19 protein-coding genes are annotated in these 24050 nt (G+C 43.7%); 10 read left to right on the top strand and 9 right to left on the bottom strand.

From position 1 onward, the window contains the following. Positions 1-285: 285 nt before the first annotated feature. Positions 286-1416: an HlyD family secretion protein gene (locus tag FTW16_RS10565; RefSeq protein ID WP_146491006.1), complete on the bottom strand. Its 1131-nt coding sequence runs from the start codon at positions 1414-1416 to the stop codon at positions 286-288. Beyond that, a complete protein-coding gene (locus FTW16_RS10560) occupies positions 1416-1811 on the bottom strand; it encodes a DUF3302 domain-containing protein (RefSeq protein ID WP_146491005.1) in 396 nt (131 codons plus the stop codon). Before FTW16_RS10560 ends, FTW16_RS10565 begins: the two co-directional genes overlap by 1 nt. Positions 1812-2061: 250 nt before the next feature. Here FTW16_RS10560 and FTW16_RS10555 point away from each other — a divergent pair, with 250 nt between their 5' ends. Then, complete coding sequence (locus FTW16_RS10555) at positions 2062-2964, top strand: DMT family transporter (protein ID WP_146491004.1); 903 nt, start codon at positions 2062-2064, stop codon at positions 2962-2964. Between the two features lie 29 nt (positions 2965-2993). On the opposite strand, the gene FTW16_RS10550 is transcribed toward FTW16_RS10555, so the two are convergent. From FTW16_RS10550 to deoD, 4 genes are all read right to left on the bottom strand, one after another. Further along, positions 2994-4574, bottom strand: coding sequence for a GGDEF domain-containing protein (locus tag FTW16_RS10550; protein WP_146491003.1), 1581 nt, complete (start codon positions 4572-4574; stop codon positions 2994-2996). Then, positions 4574-6043 (bottom strand): hypothetical protein, encoded by a 1470-nt coding sequence (locus FTW16_RS10545; protein WP_146491002.1) that lies wholly within the window; start codon positions 6041-6043, stop codon positions 4574-4576. Before FTW16_RS10545 ends, FTW16_RS10550 begins: the two co-directional genes overlap by 1 nt. 185 nt (positions 6044-6228) lie before the next feature. Continuing rightward, positions 6229-7761 carry a lactate dehydrogenase gene (locus FTW16_RS10540; RefSeq protein ID WP_372052604.1) on the bottom strand — a complete coding sequence of 511 codons (1533 nt, stop codon included), beginning with the start codon at positions 7759-7761 and terminating at the stop codon, positions 6229-6231. A gap of 19 nt (positions 7762-7780) precedes the next feature. After that, the gene (gene deoD, locus FTW16_RS10535; RefSeq protein WP_048661021.1) at positions 7781-8491 is read right to left on the bottom strand and encodes a purine-nucleoside phosphorylase; all 711 of its coding nucleotides are present in this window, start codon (positions 8489-8491) and stop codon (positions 7781-7783) included. A 348-nt stretch (positions 8492-8839) separates the two neighbouring features. Between deoD and FTW16_RS10530 the strand changes: the two genes are divergently transcribed. Beyond that, positions 8840-9814: a L,D-transpeptidase family protein gene (locus FTW16_RS10530; RefSeq protein WP_146491001.1), complete on the top strand. Its 975-nt coding sequence runs from the start codon at positions 8840-8842 to the stop codon at positions 9812-9814. A gap of 184 nt (positions 9815-9998) precedes the next feature. Here FTW16_RS10530 and FTW16_RS10525 read toward each other — a convergent pair whose 3' ends face one another. Beyond that, positions 9999-10265, bottom strand: coding sequence for an Lpp/OprI family alanine-zipper lipoprotein (locus FTW16_RS10525; protein ID WP_004737730.1), 267 nt, complete (start codon positions 10263-10265; stop codon positions 9999-10001). A 361-nt stretch (positions 10266-10626) separates the two neighbouring features. On the opposite strand from FTW16_RS10525, the gene FTW16_RS10520 reads away from it, so the two are divergent. Then, on the top strand, positions 10627-11958 hold the full coding sequence (locus tag FTW16_RS10520; protein WP_146491000.1) for a DEAD/DEAH box helicase: 1332 nt from the start codon (positions 10627-10629) through the stop codon (positions 11956-11958). 167 nt (positions 11959-12125) lie between these two features. On the opposite strand, the gene FTW16_RS10515 is transcribed toward FTW16_RS10520, so the two are convergent. Further along, positions 12126-13376: an SGNH/GDSL hydrolase family protein gene (locus FTW16_RS10515; RefSeq protein ID WP_146490999.1), complete on the bottom strand. Its 1251-nt coding sequence runs from the start codon at positions 13374-13376 to the stop codon at positions 12126-12128. Positions 13377-13802: 426 nt separating this feature from the next. Between FTW16_RS10515 and FTW16_RS10510 the strand changes: the two genes are divergently transcribed. Beyond that, positions 13803-14744, top strand: coding sequence for a lipase family alpha/beta hydrolase (locus tag FTW16_RS10510; protein WP_146490998.1), 942 nt, complete (start codon positions 13803-13805; stop codon positions 14742-14744). A gap of 37 nt (positions 14745-14781) precedes the next feature. Further along, positions 14782-15675 (top strand): lipase secretion chaperone, encoded by an 894-nt coding sequence (locus tag FTW16_RS10505; protein ID WP_146490997.1) that lies wholly within the window; start codon positions 14782-14784, stop codon positions 15673-15675. Positions 15676-15783: 108 nt separating this feature from the next. Here the strand turns inward: FTW16_RS10505 and FTW16_RS10500 are convergent, their stop codons facing one another. After that, positions 15784-17427 (bottom strand): methyl-accepting chemotaxis protein, encoded by a 1644-nt coding sequence (locus tag FTW16_RS10500; protein WP_146490996.1) that lies wholly within the window; start codon positions 17425-17427, stop codon positions 15784-15786. A 465-nt stretch (positions 17428-17892) separates the two neighbouring features. Between FTW16_RS10500 and FTW16_RS10495 the strand changes: the two genes are divergently transcribed. The 5 genes from FTW16_RS10495 (at position 17893) to FTW16_RS10475 (ending at position 23955) form a co-directional block, all read left to right on the top strand. Next, the gene (locus FTW16_RS10495; RefSeq protein WP_017108956.1) at positions 17893-18714 is read left to right on the top strand and encodes a phosphate ABC transporter substrate-binding protein; all 822 of its coding nucleotides are present in this window, start codon (positions 17893-17895) and stop codon (positions 18712-18714) included. Positions 18715-18825: 111 nt separating this feature from the next. After that, positions 18826-19755: a phosphate ABC transporter permease subunit PstC gene (gene pstC, locus FTW16_RS10490; RefSeq protein ID WP_019822958.1), complete on the top strand. Its 930-nt coding sequence runs from the start codon at positions 18826-18828 to the stop codon at positions 19753-19755. A gap of 15 nt (positions 19756-19770) precedes the next feature. Beyond that, positions 19771-20634, top strand: a complete 864-nt coding sequence (gene pstA / locus FTW16_RS10485) for a phosphate ABC transporter permease PstA (RefSeq protein ID WP_017064256.1) — start codon at positions 19771-19773, stop codon at positions 20632-20634. A gap of 90 nt (positions 20635-20724) precedes the next feature. Further along, a complete protein-coding gene (pstB, locus tag FTW16_RS10480) occupies positions 20725-21474 on the top strand; it encodes a phosphate ABC transporter ATP-binding protein PstB (protein WP_004732036.1) in 750 nt (249 codons plus the stop codon). Between the two features lie 336 nt (positions 21475-21810). Then, positions 21811-23955 (top strand): GGDEF domain-containing protein, encoded by a 2145-nt coding sequence (locus FTW16_RS10475; protein ID WP_146490995.1) that lies wholly within the window; start codon positions 21811-21813, stop codon positions 23953-23955. Positions 23956-24050: the final 95 nt, after the last annotated feature.

The following is a 24050-nucleotide window of genomic DNA, read 5'->3' as shown; positions in this document are numbered from 1 at the left end:
GAATATTCGCCATTATTAATATGCGTCTCAATGAGAACGTTTTTTGGGCAAATATAAAAAATAAGGCGCGCATTATACAGTAGAACCCTTCCATAAGGGAAGGTAAGTGTCTAGATGTCTAAAATTCCATCTGAACACCTAGATATGATGAAAAATACGCAAATTTACGGTTAATCAAACAACAAAAAAGCCAGAGCGGGTCTGGCTTTTTCATTCATATTAACAATGTGTTAGTTCTATTTTAGGGCTAAGCATCGCTAATTTTTTGGTTTAGCTGACGGTAACTTAGTGATCTAGGTATAGATAGTTCTGCCAACTCTTCATACGAATAAGCACCTTACGCATGATAGATACGTGGGTGAAGCTGTCTGAATAAACGGAAACTTCAACCGCAGTACCCATAGGTAGATGGTATTCAGATAGGTCATCAGTGATGGTTAACTTAACAAACACGCGACCACTGGTACGCAGAGCATCCGTACCTAGTAAAGCACCTCGAGCTTGGAATTGGCTCTCACCAATCGCTGGCAATACTTCATCAATACGGCCTTTAAATACTTTGCCAGGCAGAGCTCTGAATAAAAACTCAGCTTCGAACCCTGGTTGTAGACGCTGCAATGAGTTCTGTCTAAAGGCTGCGGTGTAGAACTGAGCTTCGGTGTGAACAAACGTCATTACTGGCGCCAGTGGAAGTGGCACGGCCATGACACCTGGGCGAAGGGCTAGTTGCGTCACGTAACCATCTGTTGGCGCGCGAACCACAGTCTGTTCTAAGTCAAACTGAGCTTTACGCAATTCCGCTAATAGGCTTAACACCGCAGTGTTCTCACCACCTATCTCAGAATCCAAAGCAATTTTTGTTCTTTCTAAGGTCGCATCTGCCACTTTAACGGCAGCTTCTGATGCTTTATAAGCTTGTCTGCGAGTATCCAATTGTTGCTCAGTAAAGGCGCCACTGTCGTAGCCGCGTTTGTAACGAGAGAATTCACGTTGGGCTTTATCCCTCTCAGCAATCGCTTTGATTCTCGCTGCTTCTGCTTCAGCGACATCAGATTCCATTCCTAGCGCACCCTGGCTTGCTTCTTTTACTTTCGCCTCTAATCTTGCGACCTCAGCCTCGAACGGAATAGGATCGATTTTGAAAAGAATATCGCCTTTTTTTAGAGGTTTATTCGCTTCCACAGGCACTTCAATTACTTTGCCTCGAACACCGGAAACAACAGGCGTTGTTGAGTAAACTTGGTTACCGATCTGTGTGAAAGGGTGGTTATAGTTCATCAAAAGGATCAATGTACCTATGATGATGACGCCGCCAAGTACCGCAGTTGGAACCGTCCATTTATTAAGCGGGATATTGAACACCTTGAAGATGGTGATACAAAGTGCCGCATAGGTCATTATCAGCAGTAAATCCATTACTTAACCTCCTGATCTTGAGCGTTATTCTGATCTTTATTTTGCTCCGCTTTAACGGAATCGGCTTGCTTGAGTTGCGCGATTTCTTGCTGAAGGGTGCTAACTTGGTCGATTAAGGTGTCAACACGGTGGTGAATGTCGTGCTGCTCTTCTTCGAGTTTAGCGAAGCCCCAACCACGATCTTTACGCCACAGCGTTGCCCAGATCCAAAGGAAGGGCCAAATAGCGTGTAAGGTGAATAGGCTAACCCAGCCTGAGACGTGAATAGCATCTTGATGAGGGTGGTTACGTTCTTTCGCAATTTCATAGGGAATATCGTGAATAACGATGATGCCGTAAAAGATGACTAATGCTACGAAAATCAGTAGACCGAGTGCAAAGTAGTCTAAAAACATAACAGATCCTTGTAATGTTAGATATTAGTTATAAATATACTACGCTATCATCCAAGTAATTGTTATAAAAATGATTTACCGAGTTGAAAATAATGTGTTGTCGCTTCTAATGCGAATAAAAGCATTGATAAATCTTATAAAATCCGATCGCGTTTGAAGAGGCTATTTCGGCTTTCTGGTTGGTATTTCAGATGAAATGATGACAGTTACGATTCTAAATGACGGGCATAACCACTAGGGACAAATACGGATGTATATAGGTGAATTGGCGGCCATTGGCGCTGCAATTGTGTGGGCGTGTGCGACATGGATCTATGGGCAATTTGGACATCGCTTCTCTGCGATGCAATTGAACATTGTTAAGGGTGTAGTGGCGTCAGGGATGATGTTGCTGGTCATGCCTTTTATCCCGATGCCGGAGTTTGAACTGAGTACTAACCATTTTCTGATATTGGCAATTTCAGGTGTGATTGGCATTGCGATTGGAGATAGCGCCTATTTTGCGGCGTTGAAAAGAATCGGTGCCAATAAGACGTTGTTACTTGAGTCTTTAGCCCCGCCTCTTTCTGGTGTGTTGGCATTAATGTTCCTTGGCGCTGTATTGACAGTGCAAAGCTGGCTCGGCGTCGTGATTACAACACTGGCGGTGACCTTCGTTGTCTTCCAGCCATCAAAATCGGCGAGCGGTGAATCGAATGACAAAGCGCAGTGGGGTGGTATTGGTTATGGGCTTGTGGCGAGTGTCTGTCAGGCATCTGGTGTGGTTATTTCTCACTACGCGTTAGTGGCGGGTGACATTCCACCATTGTTAGGTGCACTGATTCGCCTGACGATTGGCGTGTTTGCCGTGATGCTGATTATCCCTTTCGTTGAAAAGAAGCCGTATTCATCGATAAAAAGAGATTTATGGGAAATGACCAAGCTCGATAAACTGTGGTTATTAGGGGCAATCTTTGTCGGGACGTTTCTCGCTCTATGGCTTCAACAAGTAGCGTTGAAAAATGCTAACCCTGCGATTGCGCAAACGTTGATAGCGACCAGCCCGGTCTTTATTTTGGTAATTTATGCGCTGAAAGGGGAGAAGGTGTCAAAGCAAAGTGTCATCGGGACGCTTACCGCCCTTGCTGGAATTTCTCTGTTCTTCTATCAATAAGGTGCAGGCCTTAACTACAGAACTACATGTCACTCTGTGCACACTTGGTTGCGACCATTGGCTTTGGCTCGATATAGTGCTTTATCAGCGCGGTAGAAGGTTCGTTGAGTATTCTCTCCCTCACGATGTAAAGTGATACCGATACTCACGGTTAAACCTCGCTCTCCGAGTATTTCATGCCATCCGAATTGGAAGATGCGTTCTCGATAATTTTCAGAGTGCATTTCTGCCTTAGCGAGATCGCTGTTCTCTAGGATGACCAAGAACTCTTCTCCACCAAACCTGACACATGAAGCTCCTCTGAACTTAAAGTACGCTCTAAGTTCTTGAGAGACGCTGACAATCGCTTTATCACCCACTAAGTGGCTCAGTTCATCGTTGATAGATTTAAAGTGGTCGATATCAATAACCATCAGTGCGAAAGAGGTTTCATGCAGCAACATATCCTTTAATTTCACATCTAACCAGCGACGGTTGTGTAACCCTGTCAGTGGGTCGGTGAAAACATCTTGCTGTAGCTGAGCAACTGCATTCTTGTGTTGTTCAGTCGTCTCTTTCAGTTCTCTGTTTTCTTGTTCAGAAAGGATGAGTTTAAGCTGTAACTCAAAACGTGACAGGCGGCGTAATTGACTCGCCCCCAGCTCACTGATCGGGATCTTCTTCATCAGATCGGTTTCAATTCGGTAACCTTTTTTCTCATAGCTCAGGGCTTCTTGAAAACGTCCTTGATTCATACATACATCACTCAGCGAATCGTAGAATCGCTTTGCAAGCACTGGCGATGAGTAGGCTTTTACACGTTTGTCCGTGCTCGACAAAATCATGCTCGCATAGTCTTGCTTTCCGGTTGCACTTAGGCAATGTGCTAACTCGAGACGGGTCATGGTTGCGAGCCAGCTTGCTTGAGTGCTGTTGGCTGGGTATTGAACTTTTGATAGGCAACGTAAGGCTTCATGGTATTTTTTCTTAGCACGAAGCACTTTCGCTTGGTAGAGCAATATTTGAGCTGTGAGCAACTTGTCACTCACTAGAATACTTAATTCTTCGCACTCATTCAGTAAATCGCTGGCCGCGGTAATGCGGTTGAGCAGAAGTAGGCTTGCTACCATATGTAGCTTGAATTTGAGGCGAAGTGAGCGACTGCTAATCGCGTGGTCTATGCTGCTGATTTTTTGGTAATAGCGAAGAGCTCTGTTGTGATCACCATAGGCATCACACAGGTTCCCCATACCTAAGATAGCCAATACATATTCATCGATATGACCGTGTTCAACCGCAATTGTCGATGAGCTGACGAATTCATTCAGTGCCGATGTGTAATCACCAATTTCGACTAAGCGGTCGCTTAGGCTGGTCTTTACTGTGAGAATGTCTTCGATATCTACAGGAAGGTGGAGTAGGTCGAGTGCCAGCCTGAGTTCTTCGATACTGGTTTGATTTTGTTGTAACTCGGCACGGTACTCAGAGCTGATGATATAGCAGTGCGCTTGCTCAGTTTGCGTGGTCGAAACGTGCTGGCGAATGTGGTTCCAGAATATGATCGCTTCTTCGCCCGATACCGATGAAGGGTCTAAACCAGCATCTGTGATTTTGCGTAATAGGGTTTCCATTATTCTATTACCTCAGCATCGTCTTCTTCTAATTGTTCAAGAGTGAACGGGAACGTCAAAATATCATTGAGGCTGACGGTAGGTCTCGAACCTTTTAATCCTTTTCTATGCCATGGATATATTTCTAGCATGGTGCTGAGAGTTTGGAAGGTTTGTTCTGCGGCTTCGCCTTTCTCTGAAAGCATCATAGCAACACGCTCTGAACTCAGCCTAGCGATGAAGTCGTTTTGATTACACAAGGTATGAGCAATCTCGGTACAGACATCTAAGTAATCGGTATCGACATGATGGAACATAATGATGCTGTGGTTCGAACGCTTAAGTTCTGTTTTAAATAGGACCAGCTTCTCCCACCAAAAGGTTTCAGATACGACATAAGAGAGGTGCTTTTCAGGATCGTACTCATGCTGGCCACGAATACGATTAATCAGCTTTCGTGCTCTCTGTTCAAGCTGGCGTTTTGAACTGCGTGCTTTGTCCAAACCGACACGATTAGTTTGCTCTTTAAGCATACCGATAGAATATTGACGGTATTTTTTAAAGGCGACTAACGCAGCTTTGAAATCTTGGTTTTCTTCTGCTACCAAGGATTGCTGGTAACAAATTTGGCTAAGCAACTCACCATTATCGAATTCATTTGCGGATTGTTCAGCGAGCCTCAGTAACTCAGCTGCTTGCTCTGGTTTTTTTCTCAGGAGCTTTAATCGAGCTCGACTGATGTAAGAGTGCGCTTTCATCCAGACAAGGTTGTGCTCTACCGCTAGATTGTGCGCTTTGGCTGTAGCGCGCTCGGCATCATCTAAACGCTCAAGGCCCAGTAGTGCAAGACCTCGAAAGTCCCATACTTCAGCATGCCAGGTGTTATCTTTATGGTCTTTTAATGCTTCTTCCGCACCATCGAGCACCGACAACATTTCAACGTAGTTGTTAAGCAGGTAGTAATCCCAGGCGAGCAGTATTCTTGCCTTGCCTTCTAACCAACCAATGCGGCTGTTGTTAGCCACTTTAACGGCAAGCTGGTGGGTAGAACGTGCAAGCTTATATTCGTGAGTCATTCGCCAAATGTTGCCCAGACCAATGAGACATTCAATTTGAATCTCGACTTCATCAACCAGTGCAGATTGTTCTAAGGCATTGATCCAGAACTGTTGAGCGGAGTAATACTTGGCTTGCCCCCAGAACTGGAGCGCGTGTAAGTGGAGAATTTCGGGAAGAAAAAGGTCGGTATCTAGTTGGCTTTGACGCTTGTAGGCTTCTTTGATGTATTTCAAACCTTTTTGGTAATCCATCAGGTTCCAACAGCACCTTGCCATTAACATCAATGACTGGATAGCCCCCTCTTCAAACAGAACTTGCTCTGATCTGACTAGGCACTGTTGAGCAACCTCTAGGATCACTGAGGGCTCAGAGTCGGCACGAGTTTTGAGTTGTTCTAGTTCTGTTTCAAGAAGGTACTGATTTTTGTCCAAGACTTAGATCCATAATTATCGAACATATTGATAACACAATCATTATAAGAGTGTGATTTGAGATAAGCACCAATTATCTTTCCCAGAGCGTCAAAGGAACATCGATCTTTTCCAATTATGGGTGTTACCTCATGTTGTCGCTTTAAAATCAAAGAGTTCCCGAATAATTATCTAGATGTCCGTTTTTATGAAAGTAGTTGCTTTAGGGTCAATGGCTGCTCTGCTACACCTAAGCGCTGCGCTGCTGTGAGCCCTTGCTTATCTTGGTAGCACAGATTGTGCCAAGCTCTAAATATGTCGAGTAATGGAAGAATGCCCCCAGGACGAAGCTTACGTCTAGGTTCATTAATGAAGCTATCAAATAGCAGCTGAAAGCGTTGTTGATAGAACTTAGTTTGCTGAATAGAAGCCGTGTTAAACCACTGTTTTGGTTCTGGATTGTTACCTGTTAGGTAGCAAATACCTTTCTGATTATCACCTTGATTCGCGATAGCCCAACGATCGCGCCACCAACTCATGTGAACGATGTCGATCTTTTCGAAACTTTGATCGTCTTGCCAGCCTGAATCTTCCTCTACATACATAAGGTCAATGTTTTGACTCTGGATGCGCGGCAAACATACGCTTAAAGCGGCAGATCTTAGTAATGGATCTTGTGGCATATAGATGGCGACATGTTTGTCTTCATTACACATATCAAGCACATGTAGGAAGTGAGCATATGAGGTATAAGGCGGCCGAATTAGTGCGCCTTTCGAAGGGTAGCTAAATGTAGTGAGGTTGCCCATAGGGTCCTCAACATTACCTCTTGCTAGAATTACTTGGTATTGCTGTTCAATGCGTTCTTTTAGCTTGTCAGAGGGCTGAGGTAGTTCGAGATTAGCTTCTGAAGAGTGTTCTTTGGATACAAAGCGCGCAACATCATCATAAGGATTATGGTCCACATTCCCTGACGGTTCTTCATTTTGAGAGTAGTTAACGTGTTGGCAAAGGATATAACCAGAATGCGCCTCACCCGTCGCTATCCAAACCACACCGTTGTTGCTTTGTGGTTGTAGACGTTGGTAGTGAGAAGCGAATTCGTAATCTTTCGCATGGTTAACCCATCGAGCATCGATCATCGCTAATTTACGACGGCAACGGCTGGCGATATGGTCAACATGATCATAGAAAGTCTTTGGGTTGATCTCTAATTTTCTACAGATTTCACGCACGGAATAACCCATGAACAATAGACCCATGAGGTTCTCTTGAAACTGAAGTTTTTTATTGGATCCAGACCATTTATCAACGAAGGTTGATTGGCAATCTTTGCATCTGTAGCGCTGCCTGTCGCCACTGTAGCCGAAGGCATGATAAAGATGTTTGTGTGTATGAACCGATAAGCCGAAGTTATCGCAATCATCATTACGACAAGCTGGGAGCCCATCGCTGTGAAGTTGTCTTAGGCGATGAAGTTCGCTTAACACTTCACGGTTGTTAAGTAAGGGGGGGAAAGCTCCACATTCACGACAAACCATCGCTGGACGCTTAGGGTTCGCGTGTTGCAAAACATACCGTTTTGCATCGCTCAAGCCAAAGTTGTCACACGCCAATGTTTTACAAAAGTTGAGTTGCAAACCATCCGCATCTTTTGGCAGCTTGTCGTTAGACACGATCTCCCCCTCGGGATTATTTGAGCAGCCAAGCGAGCCTGGCTGCGGGGTAACGCTTTTCAATGTATCTTTTATCAAATCGTTAGATGTTGATTGCAGTCTCTAGAGCAACTTTCATCATGTCGTTGAAAGACTTCTGACGCTCTTCAGAGCTTAGTTTCTCACCACGGATGATGTGATCTGATACTGTTAGGATAGTCAGTGCTTTAGCACCAAGATCCGCAGCAACACCGTAGATACCAGCCGCTTCCATATCAACACCTAGGATGCCTAGCTTTTCCATTTTTTCGAAAAGGTCAGCTTCTGGAGTGTAGAAAAGGTCTGCAGAGAATACGTTACCAACTTTAACTGGAACTTCTTGTGCACGTGCTTGGTTTACCGCTTCTTCTAGAAGACCGAAATCAGCGATAGCCGCGAAGTCGTGGTTGTTGAAACGAATGCGGTTTACTTTTGAGTCAGTAGATGCACCCATACCGATAACAACGTCCATTAGTTTAACGTCGTCACGTACTGCGCCACAGCTACCTACACGAATAACGTTCTTTACACCGTACTCAGCGATTAGCTCGTGTACGTAGATGCAGCATGATGGGATACCCATACCGTGGCCCATTACAGAAACTTTCTTACCTTTGTAAGTGCCTGTGTAGCCAAACATGTTGCGAACGTCACAAACTTGCTTCACGTCATCAAGGAATGTTTCTGCAATGTATTTTGCGCGAAGCGGGTCGCCTGGCATAAGTACTGTTTCTGCGAAATCACCAGCTTGAGCGTTAATATGAGGTGTAGCCATGGTCGTTCTCCAAAGTTTAAACGGTAATTATAGGAACAGGATTTAATCAATTACCGATTCTGTTGAATTGAATTCGTTTTGTTGAGGCAATATTAGCGAGTTAAAACGAGGCTCCATGAGACTTTAGTCACAAAATAGGTTTGCCATTATAGTTTTATTAATATTGATAACCAAATATGTTGAAAGCGTAAAGGCAATCGATTTTGCGTGTCCATATGGATATGCAACAGTACTAAAAGGTACTTTTAATTGTGTAAACCAACGTGAATTTAGCTACAACTAACCGTTGTAGAGACGTTTGAACAGCGATAATCTAAACTTTGATAAAAAGACAAACCAAGGATTTGTATGTCGTATTGCGCTAACTCGACGCCTTTGCACTCGATGAAAACACAATTACGTAAAGTAGCGTTGCTTGCAGCGAAAGTAACTTTGATTGCCGGTGGGATGGTGTCGTCGTGGGTCTCTGCGGCAACTTTTGAGCTCCCTCCTGCAGAAAGCCGCATTGTGGGTAGAATACAGCAGCATGAAGTAGCATCAGGTGAAACGTTAGCTATTATTGCTAAACAATACGATATTGGCTTTCTCTCTTTAATGGCGGCAAACAAAGGGGTAGACCCTTTTCTACCTCCGGAAGGATATATACTAAGTATTCCTAGCCGTTTGATCCTGCCAGATACCCCACGAAAAGGTATTGTTATTAATCTTGCGGAGTTAAGGTTGTATTACTTTGATCCCGAGAAAAATCAGGTGCATGTGTTCCCTGTCGGTATCGGACGAGTCGGACGTGATACGCCGGAAATGATCACCAAGATAAGCCAAAAAAGACCAAATCCGACTTGGACGCCCCCGAAGTCGATCCGCAAAGAGTATTTAGAGAAGGGAATTGAGTTGCCTAAGGTCGTTCCTGCAGGGCCTGAAAATCCACTTGGTGAGTATGCTCTAAGGCTTGCTTATGGCGCAGGCGACTATTTGATACACGGTACCAATAAAGATTTTGGAATAGGCTTACGCGTAAGCTCTGGGTGTATTCGCATGGAGCCTAAAGATATTGAGTGGCTTTTTGAGCAAGTGAGCCGTGGCGAGCAGGTCACTATTATTAATGAGCCGATCAAGGTGTCATTAGAGCCAGATAGAAGCGTGTTTGTTGAAGCGCATGAACCATTGACGCGAAGCGATGGCTCTAAGAAATCCTTACAAATACCTGTCGAGTTAGAATGGTGGCTTGAAGATGCTGACTTGCCTAACTCAAAAGCCAAAGCGGTTATCTTTGCTCAAAATGGCGTGCCAGTTGAAATTGCTCCGCCAATGATTTCTAACTAAATAAGCTATTTATAAATTTAGAATAGTGTGAGCACCCAGGGTTGTTCTTCCCATTCATCTGTTGAACTTTGGTTTATTGACCTTGAAAACAAAACACCACCTCTGTGAAGAGGTGGTGTTATCAATTTACTGCAATGTATATACGTCTTTTGAAATCTACAGCTTAATTGCGCTTATAGTTAAATTACTTAGTGTAAGACTCTGCAATATTGTCGATGCGGTCGTTAGCACGATCTGCTTCTTCTTTTGCTGCCATAGCGGCTTCAGATGCTTCTTGAGCCTTCATTTCTGCTGCTGCTTTGTCACTCTTAAGCGCTTCAACTTCGCTTGTAAGTTGAGCAACTTGGTTAGTTAGTTGATCCATTTCTGACACTGCAGCTTCTTCTGGCTCTGAAGAACAACCGGCTAAAATGAAAACTGAGGCCGCAGCTGCGATTAACGTCTTATTCATAAGAACTCCTTGCTTATTTATCATCAAAAGATGCGCTATACATTCTTTATCATATAGTCGCTTCATTAATGATTGTAGCGACTAATTTTTTAAGCGCAAAAACAATAACCAAAGAAATTGCTAAATTTTTGAGGTAATTAGCTGAGCATCACGTTCTGTCTCATTTATGAGATGTGAAATATGGATGCGGCTTTGATGTGGTTTTAGGTAGATGCTCCTTTACTCGTAATGCATACAATGTTCTAGCTGAAGATAGATTAAGGGATAAATTTACTGTGATCTCTATCCTTATAAAGTACTTTCGCGGTATCATGTCACGTTAAATTAATTTTATTCAATACCATCATGACTGGAGAGTCCTTTGCACTTTAAAGATTTAGGCTTAGATAACCGCTTACTGAAGAACTTAAAACATTACGACTTCAAGAAGGCGACAGAGATCCAATCAAAAGCGATCCCTGTTGCTATTGCTGGTAAGGATCTATTGGCTTCATCAAAAACGGGATCAGGAAAAACATTGGCGTTTGTGTTGCCGATGATACATAAAGCATTAAAAACAAAAGCGTTTTCTGCTAAAGATCCTCGTGGTGTAATTTTGGCTCCTACTCGTGAGCTAGCAAAGCAAGTTTACGGTGAACTACGTAGTATGCTTGGTGGCCTGTCTTACGAAGCGGCGCTTATCTTGGGTGGTGAAAACTTTAACGACCAAGTTAAAGCACTGCGTAAGTACCCTCGTTTTATCGTAGCGACTCCAGGCCGTCTTGCTGATCACCTAGAGCACCGCTCTTTGTTCTTAGATGGTGTTGAAACGCTGATCCTTGATGAAGCGGACCGCATGCTTGATCTTGGCTTTGCTCCAGAACTGCGTCGTATTGCAAACGCGGCTAAGCACCGTCGTCGTCAGACTCTAATGTTTTCTGCAACCCTGGATCACGCCGAAGTGAATGGTATTGCAAATGAAATGCTAGACGCACCTAAGCGCATTTCGGTGGGTGTTTCTAACGAGCAGCACCTTGATATCACACAGAAATTCTACCTTTGTGATCACTTAGATCACAAAGAAGCGATTTTAGACCGCGTTCTGGAAGAAGCTGAATACCGTCAGGTAATGATCTTCACAGCAACTCGTGCTGATACTGATCGTCTAACCGACAAGCTTAACGAGAAGAAGCTTAAAGCAGTTGCACTGAGCGGTAACTTAAACCAAACGCAGCGTAATGCGATCATGAGTCAGTTTGAGCGTGCGGTTTACAAGATTCTAGTAACAACAGATGTTGCTTCACGTGGTATCGATATTCCAAACGTAAGCCACGTAATCAACTTTGATATGCCGAAGCACACCGAAGAGTACGTTCACCGTGTTGGTCGTACTGGCCGTGCAGGTAACAAAGGCGATGCTATTTCTTTAGTTGGTCCAAAAGATTGGGATAGCTTCAAGCGTGTTGAGCTTTACCTTCAACAAGATCTTACTTTCTCTGTTCTTGAAGGCCTTAAAGGTAAGTTCAAAGGTATTAAGCCTCGTAAACCTGCTTTTACTAAAGGCGGTCCTGCGAAGAAGAAGGCTCACACTCAAGCGAAGAAAACGCCGAAGAAACCAGTCAAGCGTGATAAGAGCTTCCACCAGAATGTGGCCGTGGGTGATACCGTGTTTATCCCTAAGAAGAAAGTCGCACCAAAAGTGGACGACGAGTAATCAACTCGCGTGACCTAAAAGCTTGGCTTTGAAAGGTTGATGCAACTAAAAACCGCCGATGATGGCGGTTTTTTTGTATCTGTACTTTGTCTATTTCTCGTCTCTCTTTATCTTGCCCTATGCTCTTTTAACTTCTGAAAAGCTTGAAAGGACTCTTATCTTTGCATCTATTCAAAGTCGAAGGTCGAAAATGAAGACATGAGAATATTATCCGCTAGATATTTATGGATTGCGGTAGTTGGGTGCGTCACCCCCCAAAACACATAGCGGTCTGAGCCATAGGTCGCGCAATCATTAGTCAAACTGTGGCGATATAAGTAATCGGAAGCTGAATGGCGTTGAATATCTAAACATGCATCCGTAGCGTTCTGAAATCCATGCTGCTGCGGGTTTTCAGTAATGTGGTTAAACAGATCATGAGCATTGAAAAGTACGACATTGACCCCCCTAGTTTGGTAATACTCAGCTTGCTCTTTGATGAAGAGGTTAAACTCAATTATTTTGTTATGAACAATAGAAATCTCGTCTTCTGTTGAGTATTTAAATTGTGGAGCTTTTGTGGCGTTAGGGAGGGTGAAGAGCAAAATGTTTTGAGCCCCACTTCCTATTAAACGAATTAGAGCGCTGCTGAAATCAGCTTTTACATCAGCTACCGACCGTTCGTAATTCATAAAGTCGTTAAGGCCGAACTCTAAAGTAAATAATGAGTTTTCTGGACGGTAATTCTTTGCGGCTTCCATGTATTTCAGGTACGACGTGACTTGGTCATAAACACCTTTGAGGACTCCATACTGATTTGTGCCAGCAGCCCCACCAACTGCCCAGTTATACAGAGGTATGTTTTTTTCTCTAGCCAGGTACTCAGTCCAGACTAAGCCATTTGAGAAGTGACCTAAGAACCATGAGTTAGCATTGGGAAGAACCCATTGAGAACCGTTGAATAAGTTTCCAGTATCAGAAAGGCTATCCCCAAATGTGATGATTCGATTAATTTTATTATCTTGGAGTTCTTCGTCATTAGTCCATATCGAGTGGTTGTAGGAGAACCGACTGTCTGCTGCAAAATAAGTGATGTCGGCGGCATCATGCTGGATGTCTAGTGTCTCTTCGCAACGTTGTTCTATTTCTGATTGTGGTGTTCCACTAAAGAACATGTTTTTATACGATGAGGGCGACCACCAATATCCATCGATAGTGTAGTAATTGCCATCTTCGTTTCTTGCCCATTTCCAATCAGTTGCAACTGAGTCATTCGATATGTCGGTTCGGTACCAGCATCTGATATATGATCGTGTATCAAGCATCTGCCCTTGTGCTACTTCGTCAGGAATTGTTGCATCTAGAGGCATTGATGTATCTGCGATAGCTGATGCAATTAGAGGCATTGTCAACGTAAATACCAAGATCATTTTCTTCATTTTAGAGTACTCATTTAGCAAAGTAAGTAAGGTTAATTACTTTATTATTAATAATAAGAATAAATATCATTTAGATAATGTATTGAATATTACTCATTGTTGCGTCAATAACTCATATGAAGCACGTATAATAAGTGTTACATAGATCCAACTTTCAACGGTTTTGCGTTCTTTAATTTTTCTCTGGACGAGAGTCCATACCTACTTTATTAACATTTACTGTTAATAGTTATCTCACTTAATTATTATTAATCAATTGCTTACTTGTTTTTTCGTTTATTGTGACTTTGGTTGAGTAATGTTCATCACAACTGTTTAATTCAAGCTCAATATCACAAATATCGAGTCACTCTTTTTAGTTTTATAAAATCATCAACTACGGTTCTCTTTACTCATCAGAGGTCTAATCTGTTTAAGGAAAGAGCATTGAAAAAGATATTAATTTGGACGATAGCCTGTCTATCCAGTTTTGGTGTCTATGCCGGAACGAGCGCATCGGCATTAGAAGTCAGTGGATACACGGAAACGAAATACCCCATTATGTTGGTACATGGTTTGTTTGGTTTCGATACATTAGCGGGTGTCGACTATTTCTATGGCGTACCTGAATCCCTAACCAAAGATGGTGCCAGCGTCTATGTAGCGCAAGTATCAGCGACCAACAGCTCTGAAGTGCGTGGCGAGCAATTGCTAGCCCAAGTTGAAACACTGTTAGCCGCAACAGGGGCAAGTAAAGTGAATCTGGTCGGTCACAGTCATGGCGGGCCTACGGCGCGTTATGTTGCATCGGTTCGTCCTGATCTGGTTGCTTCGGTGACAAGTATTGGCGGTGTTCATAAAGGATCTAGAGTCGCTGACCTCGTGCGTGGAACCGTATCAGAAGGTTCAACCGCGGAAGGTATTGCGGTTAAGTTGGCTGGCGGATTGACTACGCTTATCAACCTATTATCTGGCGGAACGGATCTTGATCAAGATGGCCTTGCTTCCCTTGAAGCGTTGACCACTGAAGGTTCGCTTGCATTCAATCAGTTTTACCCTGAAGGCGTTCCGACGTCTGCGTGTGGTGATGGTGAATGGCAAGCAAACAACGGTGTTTATTACTATTCATGGACAGGATCTTCCACTTTTACCAACCTTCTTGATCCTACCGACGGAGCGATGACAATCCTTGGTTTAGCCTTTAACGAACCTAATGATGGGTTAGTGGGAGCATGCAGCGCGCATTTGGGCAAAGTGATTGGTGATGATTACAAAATGAACCACCTAGACGAGATTAACGGTTTATTGGGTATTCACCACTTGTTTGAGACCGATCCTGTGACGTTATATCGCCAGCATGCCAATCGATTGAAGTTGGCTGGTTTGTAGGCTGGACACCGTTTAATAAGAAAACAAGGAAAGTATAATGAAAAAGACCGCCATTTTGTCGATAACCACGATAGCCCTGATGAGCACAGCGGCGGTCTTTTTATATCTAAAAAAGGAAGAACCCAATACACATAATGACAACGAACAACGCGTCTCCTCATTGAAGGTTGCCTCTCAACAAGACACCGACATCGATAACGCATCAGCAAAAGACATGATGGAATATTTCGTGTCCGGTAATACCGAACTAACACTTGAAGATATTCGCGACAATGTGGCACAGCACTACGAGCAATCATCAACTGCCTTGGTTGATGAAGCACTGTTTGCCAAATATCTTGAGTATAAGTCGGCACTAACGTCGTTGGACGTGCAATTCGACACCACATCAATATCCGCTGAGGACTTACGCGCACTGAATCAAGCGTTGCTCGATCTCCAATCTCAATTCTTCAGTGAGAGCGAGGTAAGTATTCTATTTACCCATGACAACAGAATGAGGGAAATCGCTTTAGAAAAGTTACTTCTGAAGCAAGAAGGGCTAGACGAGTCGGAATATCAACAAAGGCTTGAGTCTTATCTATCTGAGCAGCCAGATTACGTTCAAGTCAGTCATCAAAATCAGGTATTACTCCCACAGCTATCCAGTTCAGAAGGTCTCGATGAACAGGGTAAATACTTAAAGAGAAGCGAACTTGTTGGTGAAGAAGCAACCCAAAGACTTGAAGCTCTTGATAAAAAAAGAGCGGCCTTTGAAGGCTCCTTAGAGGTCTACTTCGCAGAACGAAATGATGTTTTGAACGACTCAGCCCTCTCAGAAACCGAGCAACAAGAGACGATTGCGCAACTTCGGACTGAACACTTCCTACCAGAACAGCTGAGAAGGGTAGAAGCGATTGAAAGGATCAAAGCGGCTGAATTTGATCAGTAGTGTCTAAAAGCGAAAAACCAGCCATCATGGCTGGTTTTTTTTGTTTATAGGCAAGTTCTAAAGAGCATACAGCTTGAATCTGTTGCCTTGAACTTCGTACATTAAACCCTACACCTTAAAGTAATCCAACTGCTGCTTCTGTTGTTCAGCTAGGTTAGATAGCTCGTGGCTTGCTGCTGCCGCTTGGGTAATGCCGGTTACGTTTTGGCTTACTAGGCTGTAGATGTTTGAGATATTACGGTTAATGTCTGCAGTGACTTGGCTTTGCTCTTCTGCAGCAGAGGCAACCTGGGTGTTGATTTCAGTCATGTCGGTTACTGAGTTAGCAATACCTGAAAGGGCTGCACTTACCTCGCCCGAGAGCGTTTGGTTGTGCTCTAACATCGACAGTGAACTGCTCATGCTCTCATTAGCGTTGCCTGATTGAACCTGCAAGCCTTCGATGATCGCTTGGATCTCTTTGGTTGAATCTTGGGTTCGTGCCGCCAGCATTCGAACTTCATCGGCTACAACTGCGAAACCACGGCCACTTTCACCAGCACGAGCCGCTTCAATTGCTGCATTAAGCGCAAGAAGGTTCGTTTGTTCAGAGATGCTTTGAATTACTTCAATCACCTTACCAATCTGCTCTGAGTGCTCTTTTAGCGTGCCTACAACGTTTGCTGCTTCACTCAGCTGAATCGCCATTTGCTCGTTTGCTTGGTTGCTCTCATTAAACAAGCTCATGCTGTGTGTCGCCATCTCGTCAGCTTGCTTAGACGCTGAATCGGCTTGTACTGCGTTCTCGTTGACGTGTGCTGCTGTACTCTCAAGTTGGTTCACGGCGGAAGCAACTTGCTCCACTTCTTGCTTCTCTTGATCTGAGTTAACGCTTGATTGTGTCATTACAGCCGCTAACTCTGTCGACGCAGAAGCCACTTCGATACTTATTCGAGACAGCGAACTTACCGTGTCGCGCAATTGGTCAACGGATTTGTTTACATCTTGCGCAAGGCGCGAGATTTCGTTGTCGCCATACTCTTCGGCTTTAACCAGCAGGTTACCTTTTGCTACTTCGCGCATGGTTGCTTGAATATTGCTGATTGGCTTAACAATGATGCCAGCAAGCGTCCAACTGATGACTAATGCGATAGAAAGAATCGCTAGCAGGGCAATGGTCGCCGTATCCAGTGTGCTGGTGTGTTGCTGTCCATTGATGTCGACTTCTTGAGTCGCAAGCAGGTTCAGCTTCTTAGACAGAATGTTGATCGCTTGCACCATTTCATTACCCGCGTGACGGTATTGGTCGATTGCGATCTGGTAGCGGTTGTCAAAGTCAGAAGTGAGAACTGTGTTGCCGTGTTTAGCTCTTAATAGAGGAAGCATAGTGGTGCGAGAAAAGTCGACGTAGTGATTCATCGCTTTGCGCATTGCGGCTACTTCATCTTGCATGCCTGGTACGGTATCAAGTGAATTCAGTAGGCGAGTATTTTGGTCGCGTTTTTGATTTAGCGTTTCGACCAGTGTTTTAACGTCGTCAGGATTAAACAAGCTGTAGATCGCTTTGATACGCATGCCGTAGCTGTTGTCGACGATTTCACTGAGTTCTTCTTTATGTAAGATTAATTGGTCTGTTGCTGTTGATACATCTTTAAAAGCATTTTCCAGTTTGTCACCACCGATAATGACACCCGTCAAAAGTAATACGACAGAAAAGAGTACTGGAATGAGAATTTGTATTTTGATTGATAAGCCACTGAGAAGTTGGCGCATGTAATGTCCCTCTTTGAATAAATAAATGAGCAGAAGCAATTGTTATTATTGTAATTAGCAGGTGATTCTAACTTCTGAGAATGACAATTCAATCAGTAATAGATTCGATTTTGATATATGAGATGGATATTTGATAAATTTTGAATATTTATTGCACAAACAAGGCTTTAGCCATTTTTAAGGTAGGGTTATTTGACACAGAACCTTGTGTGGTATTAGGTAATAAAAGGGATGGCGAGATATTGAGTGGTTTGGCTTAAATAGGTTGGAATGAATATTCGGTGCCTATGAGTGAGGCCAATTGATTACTTCAAGGCTATTTGGTAGGGGGGAATAAGAAAATAAATTGTAGTTGTCATATAGGCTTCAATTAAGTGAAACACAACTGTCACATTCAGATTCTAAAGTGGGCACCGTTCAAGCAAAACAACATTACGGCAATAACGCCACTAAAGGAAATTTGTGATGAAAAAGACAGTTATCGGTGCAATCGCACTACTAGGCGCTCTAACAGTGAATACAGCTTCAGCTAAAGAAACTATCTCTGTAGTTGGCTCTAACAGTGCTTCTCCACTGGTTGAAGTTTTTGCAGAAACCTACATGAATAAAGGCGAACCAGTGTTCATCGAAATTCAAGCACCAGGTTCTTCTGCAGGCATCAAAGCAGCAAAAAATGGAAGTGCTGATCTTGGTATCTCTTCTCGTGACCTTAAAGAAGAAGAGAAAACAGCTGACCTGAAAGAGCTCGTTATCGCTCGTGACGGTATCGCAGTTGTTGTTAACCCAAATAACGAAGTATCTGCTCTTACAGCTGAGCAAATCACTTCAATCTACAAAGGCGACATCACTAACTGGAAAGATGTTGGTGGTGCAGACAAGCCAATCGTAGCAATCACTCGTGATACTGCATCTGGTACACGTGGTGCATTCGAAGACATCATGAAGCTTAAGAAGAAGATCGGCGATAAGAAAGTATCGGCTATCTCTCAGCGTGCACAAGTTGCAAACGGTAACGGCGCACTTAAAGTTTCTGTAGCAAGCAACCCATACGCTATCGGCTTTATCTCTCTTGGTACTGTAGACAACACAGTTCAAGCTCTAACTATCGACGGCGCAGAAGCATCAGTTGATAACGTTAAGAACGGCTCTTACAAAGTTGCTCGTCCTTTCCTAGTTCTTTACAAAGCAGGCGCTCCAACAGCTGAAACTCAACAATTCCTAGACTGGATGGTTGCAGACGAAGCTCAAGCTATCGCTGGTAAGAAAGGCTACATCACAGTTAACTAATCTTAACTGACTCAATCTTAATTATTGCTCAGCCTGCTTTAGGCTGAGCCTTTTCTTTCAACTTTGTTTATTTCGAGCTCTTTTTGAGCCACAAAGTTTGAGATTTTATATATGACCATCGCAAATAGTGAAAAGCTTATGAATACTGAAGCGACTCAAATCAATAAGCCAAGTCTGCGTGCTAAGAAGCGCATCGACTGGAGAGAAAGAATCTTCCACGGCTTGTTCTTATCGAGTGCTGTGATCGGCATCGTATCGCTAGCCGTTATCGCTTACTTTATCGTTGCAGAGAGTATTCCTGCATTCCAAGAGGCCGGTGTTTCTGGCATCGTTCTGGGTGTTGATTGGTTACCTCCAGCTCTATTCGGTGTTGCAACCATGATTGTTGCATCGATTGTTTCGACACTTGGCGCTGTAGTTGTTGGTGTACCGGTAGGTGTATTAACCGCTATTTTTATTGCTGAGATTGCTCCCAAGCGTCTTGCAGATATTATTCGACCAGCAGTTGAGCTTCTAGCGGGTATCCCGTCGGTAGTTTACGGCTTCTTCGGTCTAGTAATTATCGTTCCAATGATTCAGAACATTTTCCAAGTACCAGCCGGTAATACTATCCTGGCGGGTATCATTGTTCTGGGGATCATGATTCTTCCTACCGTTATCACGGTTTCTGAAACTTCGATTCGTGCTGTACCTCGTACATACAAAGAAGGTTCACTTGCACTGGGTGCTTCGAAAATCTACACGATTTTTAAGCTACTCGTTCCTGCTGCACGTTCAGGCATTATGACTGGTGTGATTTTGGGTATCGGTCGCGCACTTGGCGAAACGATGGCAATCATCATGGTTATGGGTAATGCGCCAGCAATGCCAGAAGGTATTTTGGATTCTGCTCGTACGCTAACAGCAAACATTGCAATTGAAATGTCTTACGCAAGTGGCGTTCACGCTAACGCGCTGTACGCAACAGGCGTTGTACTTCTAGTGTTCATCATGATGTTAAATGGTGCTCTACTTTATCTTAACCGTGAAAAAGCGAAGTAGGCGAGGATAAGTAATATGGATCGCGTAAAACTAAAACAAGCACGTCAAACCAAAGATAACATCCTAAAAGGTTTTATCTGGGCAGCTGCGGCTGTAACCGTTGGTTTCTTATTCTGGATTATTTGGTACATCTTATCGAACGGTCTGCAATACGTAGATTGGAACTTCATCACTGACGATTACACTCGTACTGGTGAAGAGCGTGGTATTTTCCCAATGATCATCGCCACGATCTACATGGTAATTGCATCGATTGCGGTAGCCGCACCACTAGGCATCATGACGGCGATATACCTAACTGAATATGCGAAAGTAGGTAGTCGATTGGTGAAAGTGATTCGATTCTGTACTGAGTCGCTAGCGGGTATCCCATCGATTATCTTTGGTCTGTTCGGTATGACCTTCTTTGTTTCGATTCTGGGTCTCGGCTTCTCGATTTTGTCGGGTGCATTAACGCTAAGTATCCTGATTCTTCCTGTAATTATTCGTACTACAGAAGAAGCATTGATGGCAGTACCACAAACTTATCGTGAAGGCTCATACGGCCTTGGCGCTTCAAAAATCTACACTATCTGGCGCTTGATCTTACCAAGCGCAATGCCAGGTATCTTAACTTCGGTCATTCTGAGTATTGGTCGTGTAATTGGCGAATCAGCACCTGTATTTTTAACAGCAGGTATGGTGGCACGTGTTCCTGAGTCGGTATTCGATTCTGGCCGTACACTAACGGTTCACCTATATAAGCTGACAACAGAGCTATTTACTATCGATGAGTGGAACCAAGCCTACGGCACGGCGACAGTCCTAATCGTATTGGTTCTCTTGATCAACATGGTTACAAAACTGATTGCGAGACGCTTCAACACGGCAACTTACTAAGCTCATTAGCCGGCTCAATAATAAAGAGAGCCCCCGTGATAAAGAAAGCGTCAAGTTAGACACGAATTTAAGAATTTAGAGATTACGAACATGAACAAATTTGATATTGAGAACCTAGATCTGTTTTACGGCGACAATCAAGCGCTTAAATCTATCAATCTGCCAATTCCAACTCGTCAGGTTACGGCACTGATTGGCCCATCAGGTTGTGGTAAGTCAACGCTACTACGTTGCTTGAACCGTATGAATGACCTAATTGAAGGCGTTACTATTAAAGGTAAGCTGGATATGGATGGCACAAACATCTACGGCAATATTGATGTGGCTGACCTACGTATTCGTGTAGGCATGGTATTCCAAAAGCCAAACCCATTCCCAATGAGCATCTACGAGAACGTAGCTTATGGCTTACGTGCTCAAGGCATCAAAGACAAGAAGCACATTGATGAAGTAGTAGAAAGCTCACTGCGCAGTGCAGCACTTTGGGATGAAGTAAAAGATCGTCTTAAAGCACACGCATTTGGCTTATCTGGTGGTCAGCAACAGCGTCTATGTATCGCTCGTACAATTGCAATGGAACCGGATGTAATCCTGATGGATGAACCTACATCGGCTCTAGACCCAATCGCGACACACAAGATTGAAGAGTTGATGGAAGACCTGAAGAAAGACTTCACTATCGTTATCGTAACGCACTCAATGCAGCAAGCGCGTCGTATTTCAGACCGTACTGCTTTCTTCCTAATGGGAGAGCTAGTCGAGCACAACGAAACGAGTGTTATCTTCAGCGAGCCAAAAGATGATCGCACTAAAGGTTACGTAAATGGTGACTTTGGTTAATTGATTATTTAAGTGCTGTTTTTGTCCTTTTAGCAAACCAGCGCGCTCACTGAAACGCAGGTTAGATAATCGATTTTACTTACAGAATTATCACTATAACTATAAGCGATGGAAGTTTTGCCCCACTCTAATGTGGGGCTTTTTTATGTTCTTAAAAAAGTCACAATGTCGATGAAATTTTGGGCAGAAAATCCCATTTTTGTCGTTCTTCTCATGCTTGTGATAATGTTAAAAGTGAAATTGCGACCCGCTTAACATCTCATTTTTAGTTACATTGATTGCATATCAATGCTTCGGTATTTTTGCTTCATTCTCAATAGCCAATGGACGGAAGCTGTGCCTGTTAAAGCCTTTGCAAAACAAATATCTGCTGCGCGCGACCATCGTTTATTGGCTGAATCTCTTTTTGACTATCTGGTTAAGGTACTCGCTCCTCAAGGGATTGGAATATTTGCGGAGCCGACGCCGGAGAGCGATTCGTTAGCGCTGTTCTCTTACGGCGAATTAACCTCATTATCGAGTTATCCTTCCACATTTTGGCCTTGGGTTGCCCAGTTCGATACCGCGGACGGGATGTTGCCTATGGCTATCAATACTTGTAAGTGGGAGCATATGAAGGTGCTCGGTGGAGAGTCATTCATCATGATGCTCGACAACGCGCCTGCCTGCAGAACTTATTTAATTGTTCAAAATTGCAGTGCTGAACAGATAAACCAAACTTTCGATCAAGATCTTGATGTTCTCCAACTCGCCGCAGCCCGCTGGCAATGCGTTCGTGCAGAAAAGAACGCTGCTATCGAGATTAAGCATCGGGATACCCGAGAGGCGCAGTACCTAGATGAAATTAAGCTTCGCGAATTGTTTGTCGAGAACATGAAGTTAGTACATCAGGTAGCGTTAGAGCTATCGAATCCAGAATCTTTAGACGTACTCTATAAAGCGTCAGTAGAAGCTGTACGTGACCGCTTAGGCTTTGATCGTGCGATCTTTATGTTGCTTGATATGAAAAAGCGGTGTTTTAGTGGAACTTACGGCACTGATGAACTGGGAAAAACTAATAGCGAGCATCATACTCAATACGACTTACATCAGCTTGAAGCGGAGTATATAGAGGCTCTGTCTGACAGCCACACCAACTTGGTTATTATTGAACAAGCGCCTCTATACACTGAAGGCAAAGTGGTTGGACAGGGTTGGAATGGTATGTTGATCTTACGAGAAGGGGATAAACCTGTCGGCTGGATCGCCATGGACAACTACATTCACCGTTCGCCAATTACCAATTACCAAAAGCAGATGCTTGAATCGTTCGGCTCTCTGCTTTCTCAAATCTACATTCGTAAACGCCAAGAACAGAACATACGTATGCTGCACTCGAGCATGGTTGAGTTGTCTCGCTGCGATAGTGTCAGTGAGGTGTGTAAGTCTGCAGTAAGTTTTGCTATTCAGCACTTAGGTATTGACCGATTGGCGGTTTTTCTTACCGATAAGAACTGTAGCTACATGCAAGGTACATGGGGTACAGATATTAAAGGTGACATTGTTGATGAATCCTATTATCGCTCTGAGCTAGTGGAACGTGACATTGTCGCTGCGGCTCGTGCTTGTCCTAACCAAGTTGCATTTGAAGAGTCGGTCCCTATTTATCACGATTTCAATATTGTCGGAGTCGGTTGGACCGCAATGACGATGCTCACCACTAATACGGGTGAGCCGATTGCGTTTATTGCCGCTGATAACTTGCTAACACGCAGCCCTTTAACTTCTCAATTGCGCGAAGTGATTCGTATATTTGCCTCTAGCCTTGCTGAGGTATTGCAAAGAACCATGGCTCAAGAGGAGCTCAAAAAGCTCAATGAAACGCTTGAACAAGAGGTCAGCAAACGCACTCAAGAGCTAGAGTTGGCTAATGAGCAATTGGATATCATTTCTAAACTAGACCCGCTGACGCGTCTTGGAAACCGTCGTATGTTGTCTCAGGTTTTAGATGATCTCAATTGTGATGATCAAGGGGCATTTGCCACAGAGGATGAAGTCACGTTTGGACTGATTCTTGTCGACCTTGATCACTTCGGTTTGTACAACAGCGTCTATGGCCATACTGAAGGGGACGCGGCACTGCGGACCATAGGTAAGATACTTAATGCTCATGTTCATAGCGATAAGGAAACGTTCTGCCGTATAGGCGGAGAAGAGTTTATGTTGTTGATGATCGGCACCAATCACTCTGAGACTAAGCTGCGAGCAGAGTCGATCAGGAAATGTATTGAAGAGGCGAAGATCCTCCATTGTGAAAGTAGCACTAGCCCATATTTAACCGCGTCTGTCGGTTATGCGTCGATAACCTCTGATCAGCACCAGTTCGATTTTGACCTGCTTTATGGCAAGGCAGATAAAGCCCTGTATCAAGCCAAAGACTCAGGGCGAAATAGAATCGTTTCAGCATTGAAGCGAAAAAAGGTCGCGGTTTCAATTTCTTAGCACAGTACTTTTTCTTCCTATCTTAGAACGAATGAAGCCGTGATGCTCACAAGGTGGTCGTCACGGCTTTGTTATTTTAGAGTTTTGCTAGTTAA

Origin of the sequence: Vibrio sp. T20 (assembly GCF_007858795.1) — a bacterium.
GTDB lineage: Bacteria > Pseudomonadota > Gammaproteobacteria > Enterobacterales > Vibrionaceae > Vibrio > Vibrio satsumensis.
Note: the sequence above shows the minus strand (reverse complement) of the source record. Positions and strands in the feature narration are given on the sequence as shown.

Excerpts from the sequence above, each read along its gene's own strand:
- FTW16_RS10565 (WP_146491006.1), bottom strand. The coding sequence starts at position 1,416 with ATGGATTTACTGCTGATAATGACCTATGCGGCACTTTGTATCACCATC.
- FTW16_RS10560 (WP_146491005.1), bottom strand. The coding sequence starts at position 1,811 with ATGTTTTTAGACTACTTTGCACTCGGTCTACTGATTTTCGTAGCATTA.
- FTW16_RS10555 (WP_146491004.1), top strand. The coding sequence starts at position 2,062 with ATGTATATAGGTGAATTGGCGGCCATTGGCGCTGCAATTGTGTGGGCG.
- FTW16_RS10550 (WP_146491003.1), bottom strand. The coding sequence starts at position 4,574 with ATGGAAACCCTATTACGCAAAATCACAGATGCTGGTTTAGACCCTTCA.
- deoD (WP_048661021.1), bottom strand. The coding sequence starts at position 8,491 with ATGGCTACACCTCATATTAACGCTCAAGCTGGTGATTTCGCAGAAACA.
- FTW16_RS10530 (WP_146491001.1), top strand. The coding sequence starts at position 8,840 with ATGTCGTATTGCGCTAACTCGACGCCTTTGCACTCGATGAAAACACAA.
- FTW16_RS10525 (WP_004737730.1), bottom strand. The coding sequence starts at position 10,265 with ATGAATAAGACGTTAATCGCAGCTGCGGCCTCAGTTTTCATTTTAGCC.
- FTW16_RS10515 (WP_146490999.1), bottom strand. The coding sequence starts at position 13,376 with ATGAAGAAAATGATCTTGGTATTTACGTTGACAATGCCTCTAATTGCA.
- FTW16_RS10505 (WP_146490997.1), top strand. The coding sequence starts at position 14,782 with ATGAAAAAGACCGCCATTTTGTCGATAACCACGATAGCCCTGATGAGC.
- FTW16_RS10500 (WP_146490996.1), bottom strand. The coding sequence starts at position 17,427 with ATGCGCCAACTTCTCAGTGGCTTATCAATCAAAATACAAATTCTCATT.
- FTW16_RS10495 (WP_017108956.1), top strand. The coding sequence starts at position 17,893 with ATGAAAAAGACAGTTATCGGTGCAATCGCACTACTAGGCGCTCTAACA.
- pstC (WP_019822958.1), top strand. The coding sequence starts at position 18,826 with ATGACCATCGCAAATAGTGAAAAGCTTATGAATACTGAAGCGACTCAA.
- pstA (WP_017064256.1), top strand. The coding sequence starts at position 19,771 with ATGGATCGCGTAAAACTAAAACAAGCACGTCAAACCAAAGATAACATC.
- pstB (WP_004732036.1), top strand. The coding sequence starts at position 20,725 with ATGAACAAATTTGATATTGAGAACCTAGATCTGTTTTACGGCGACAAT.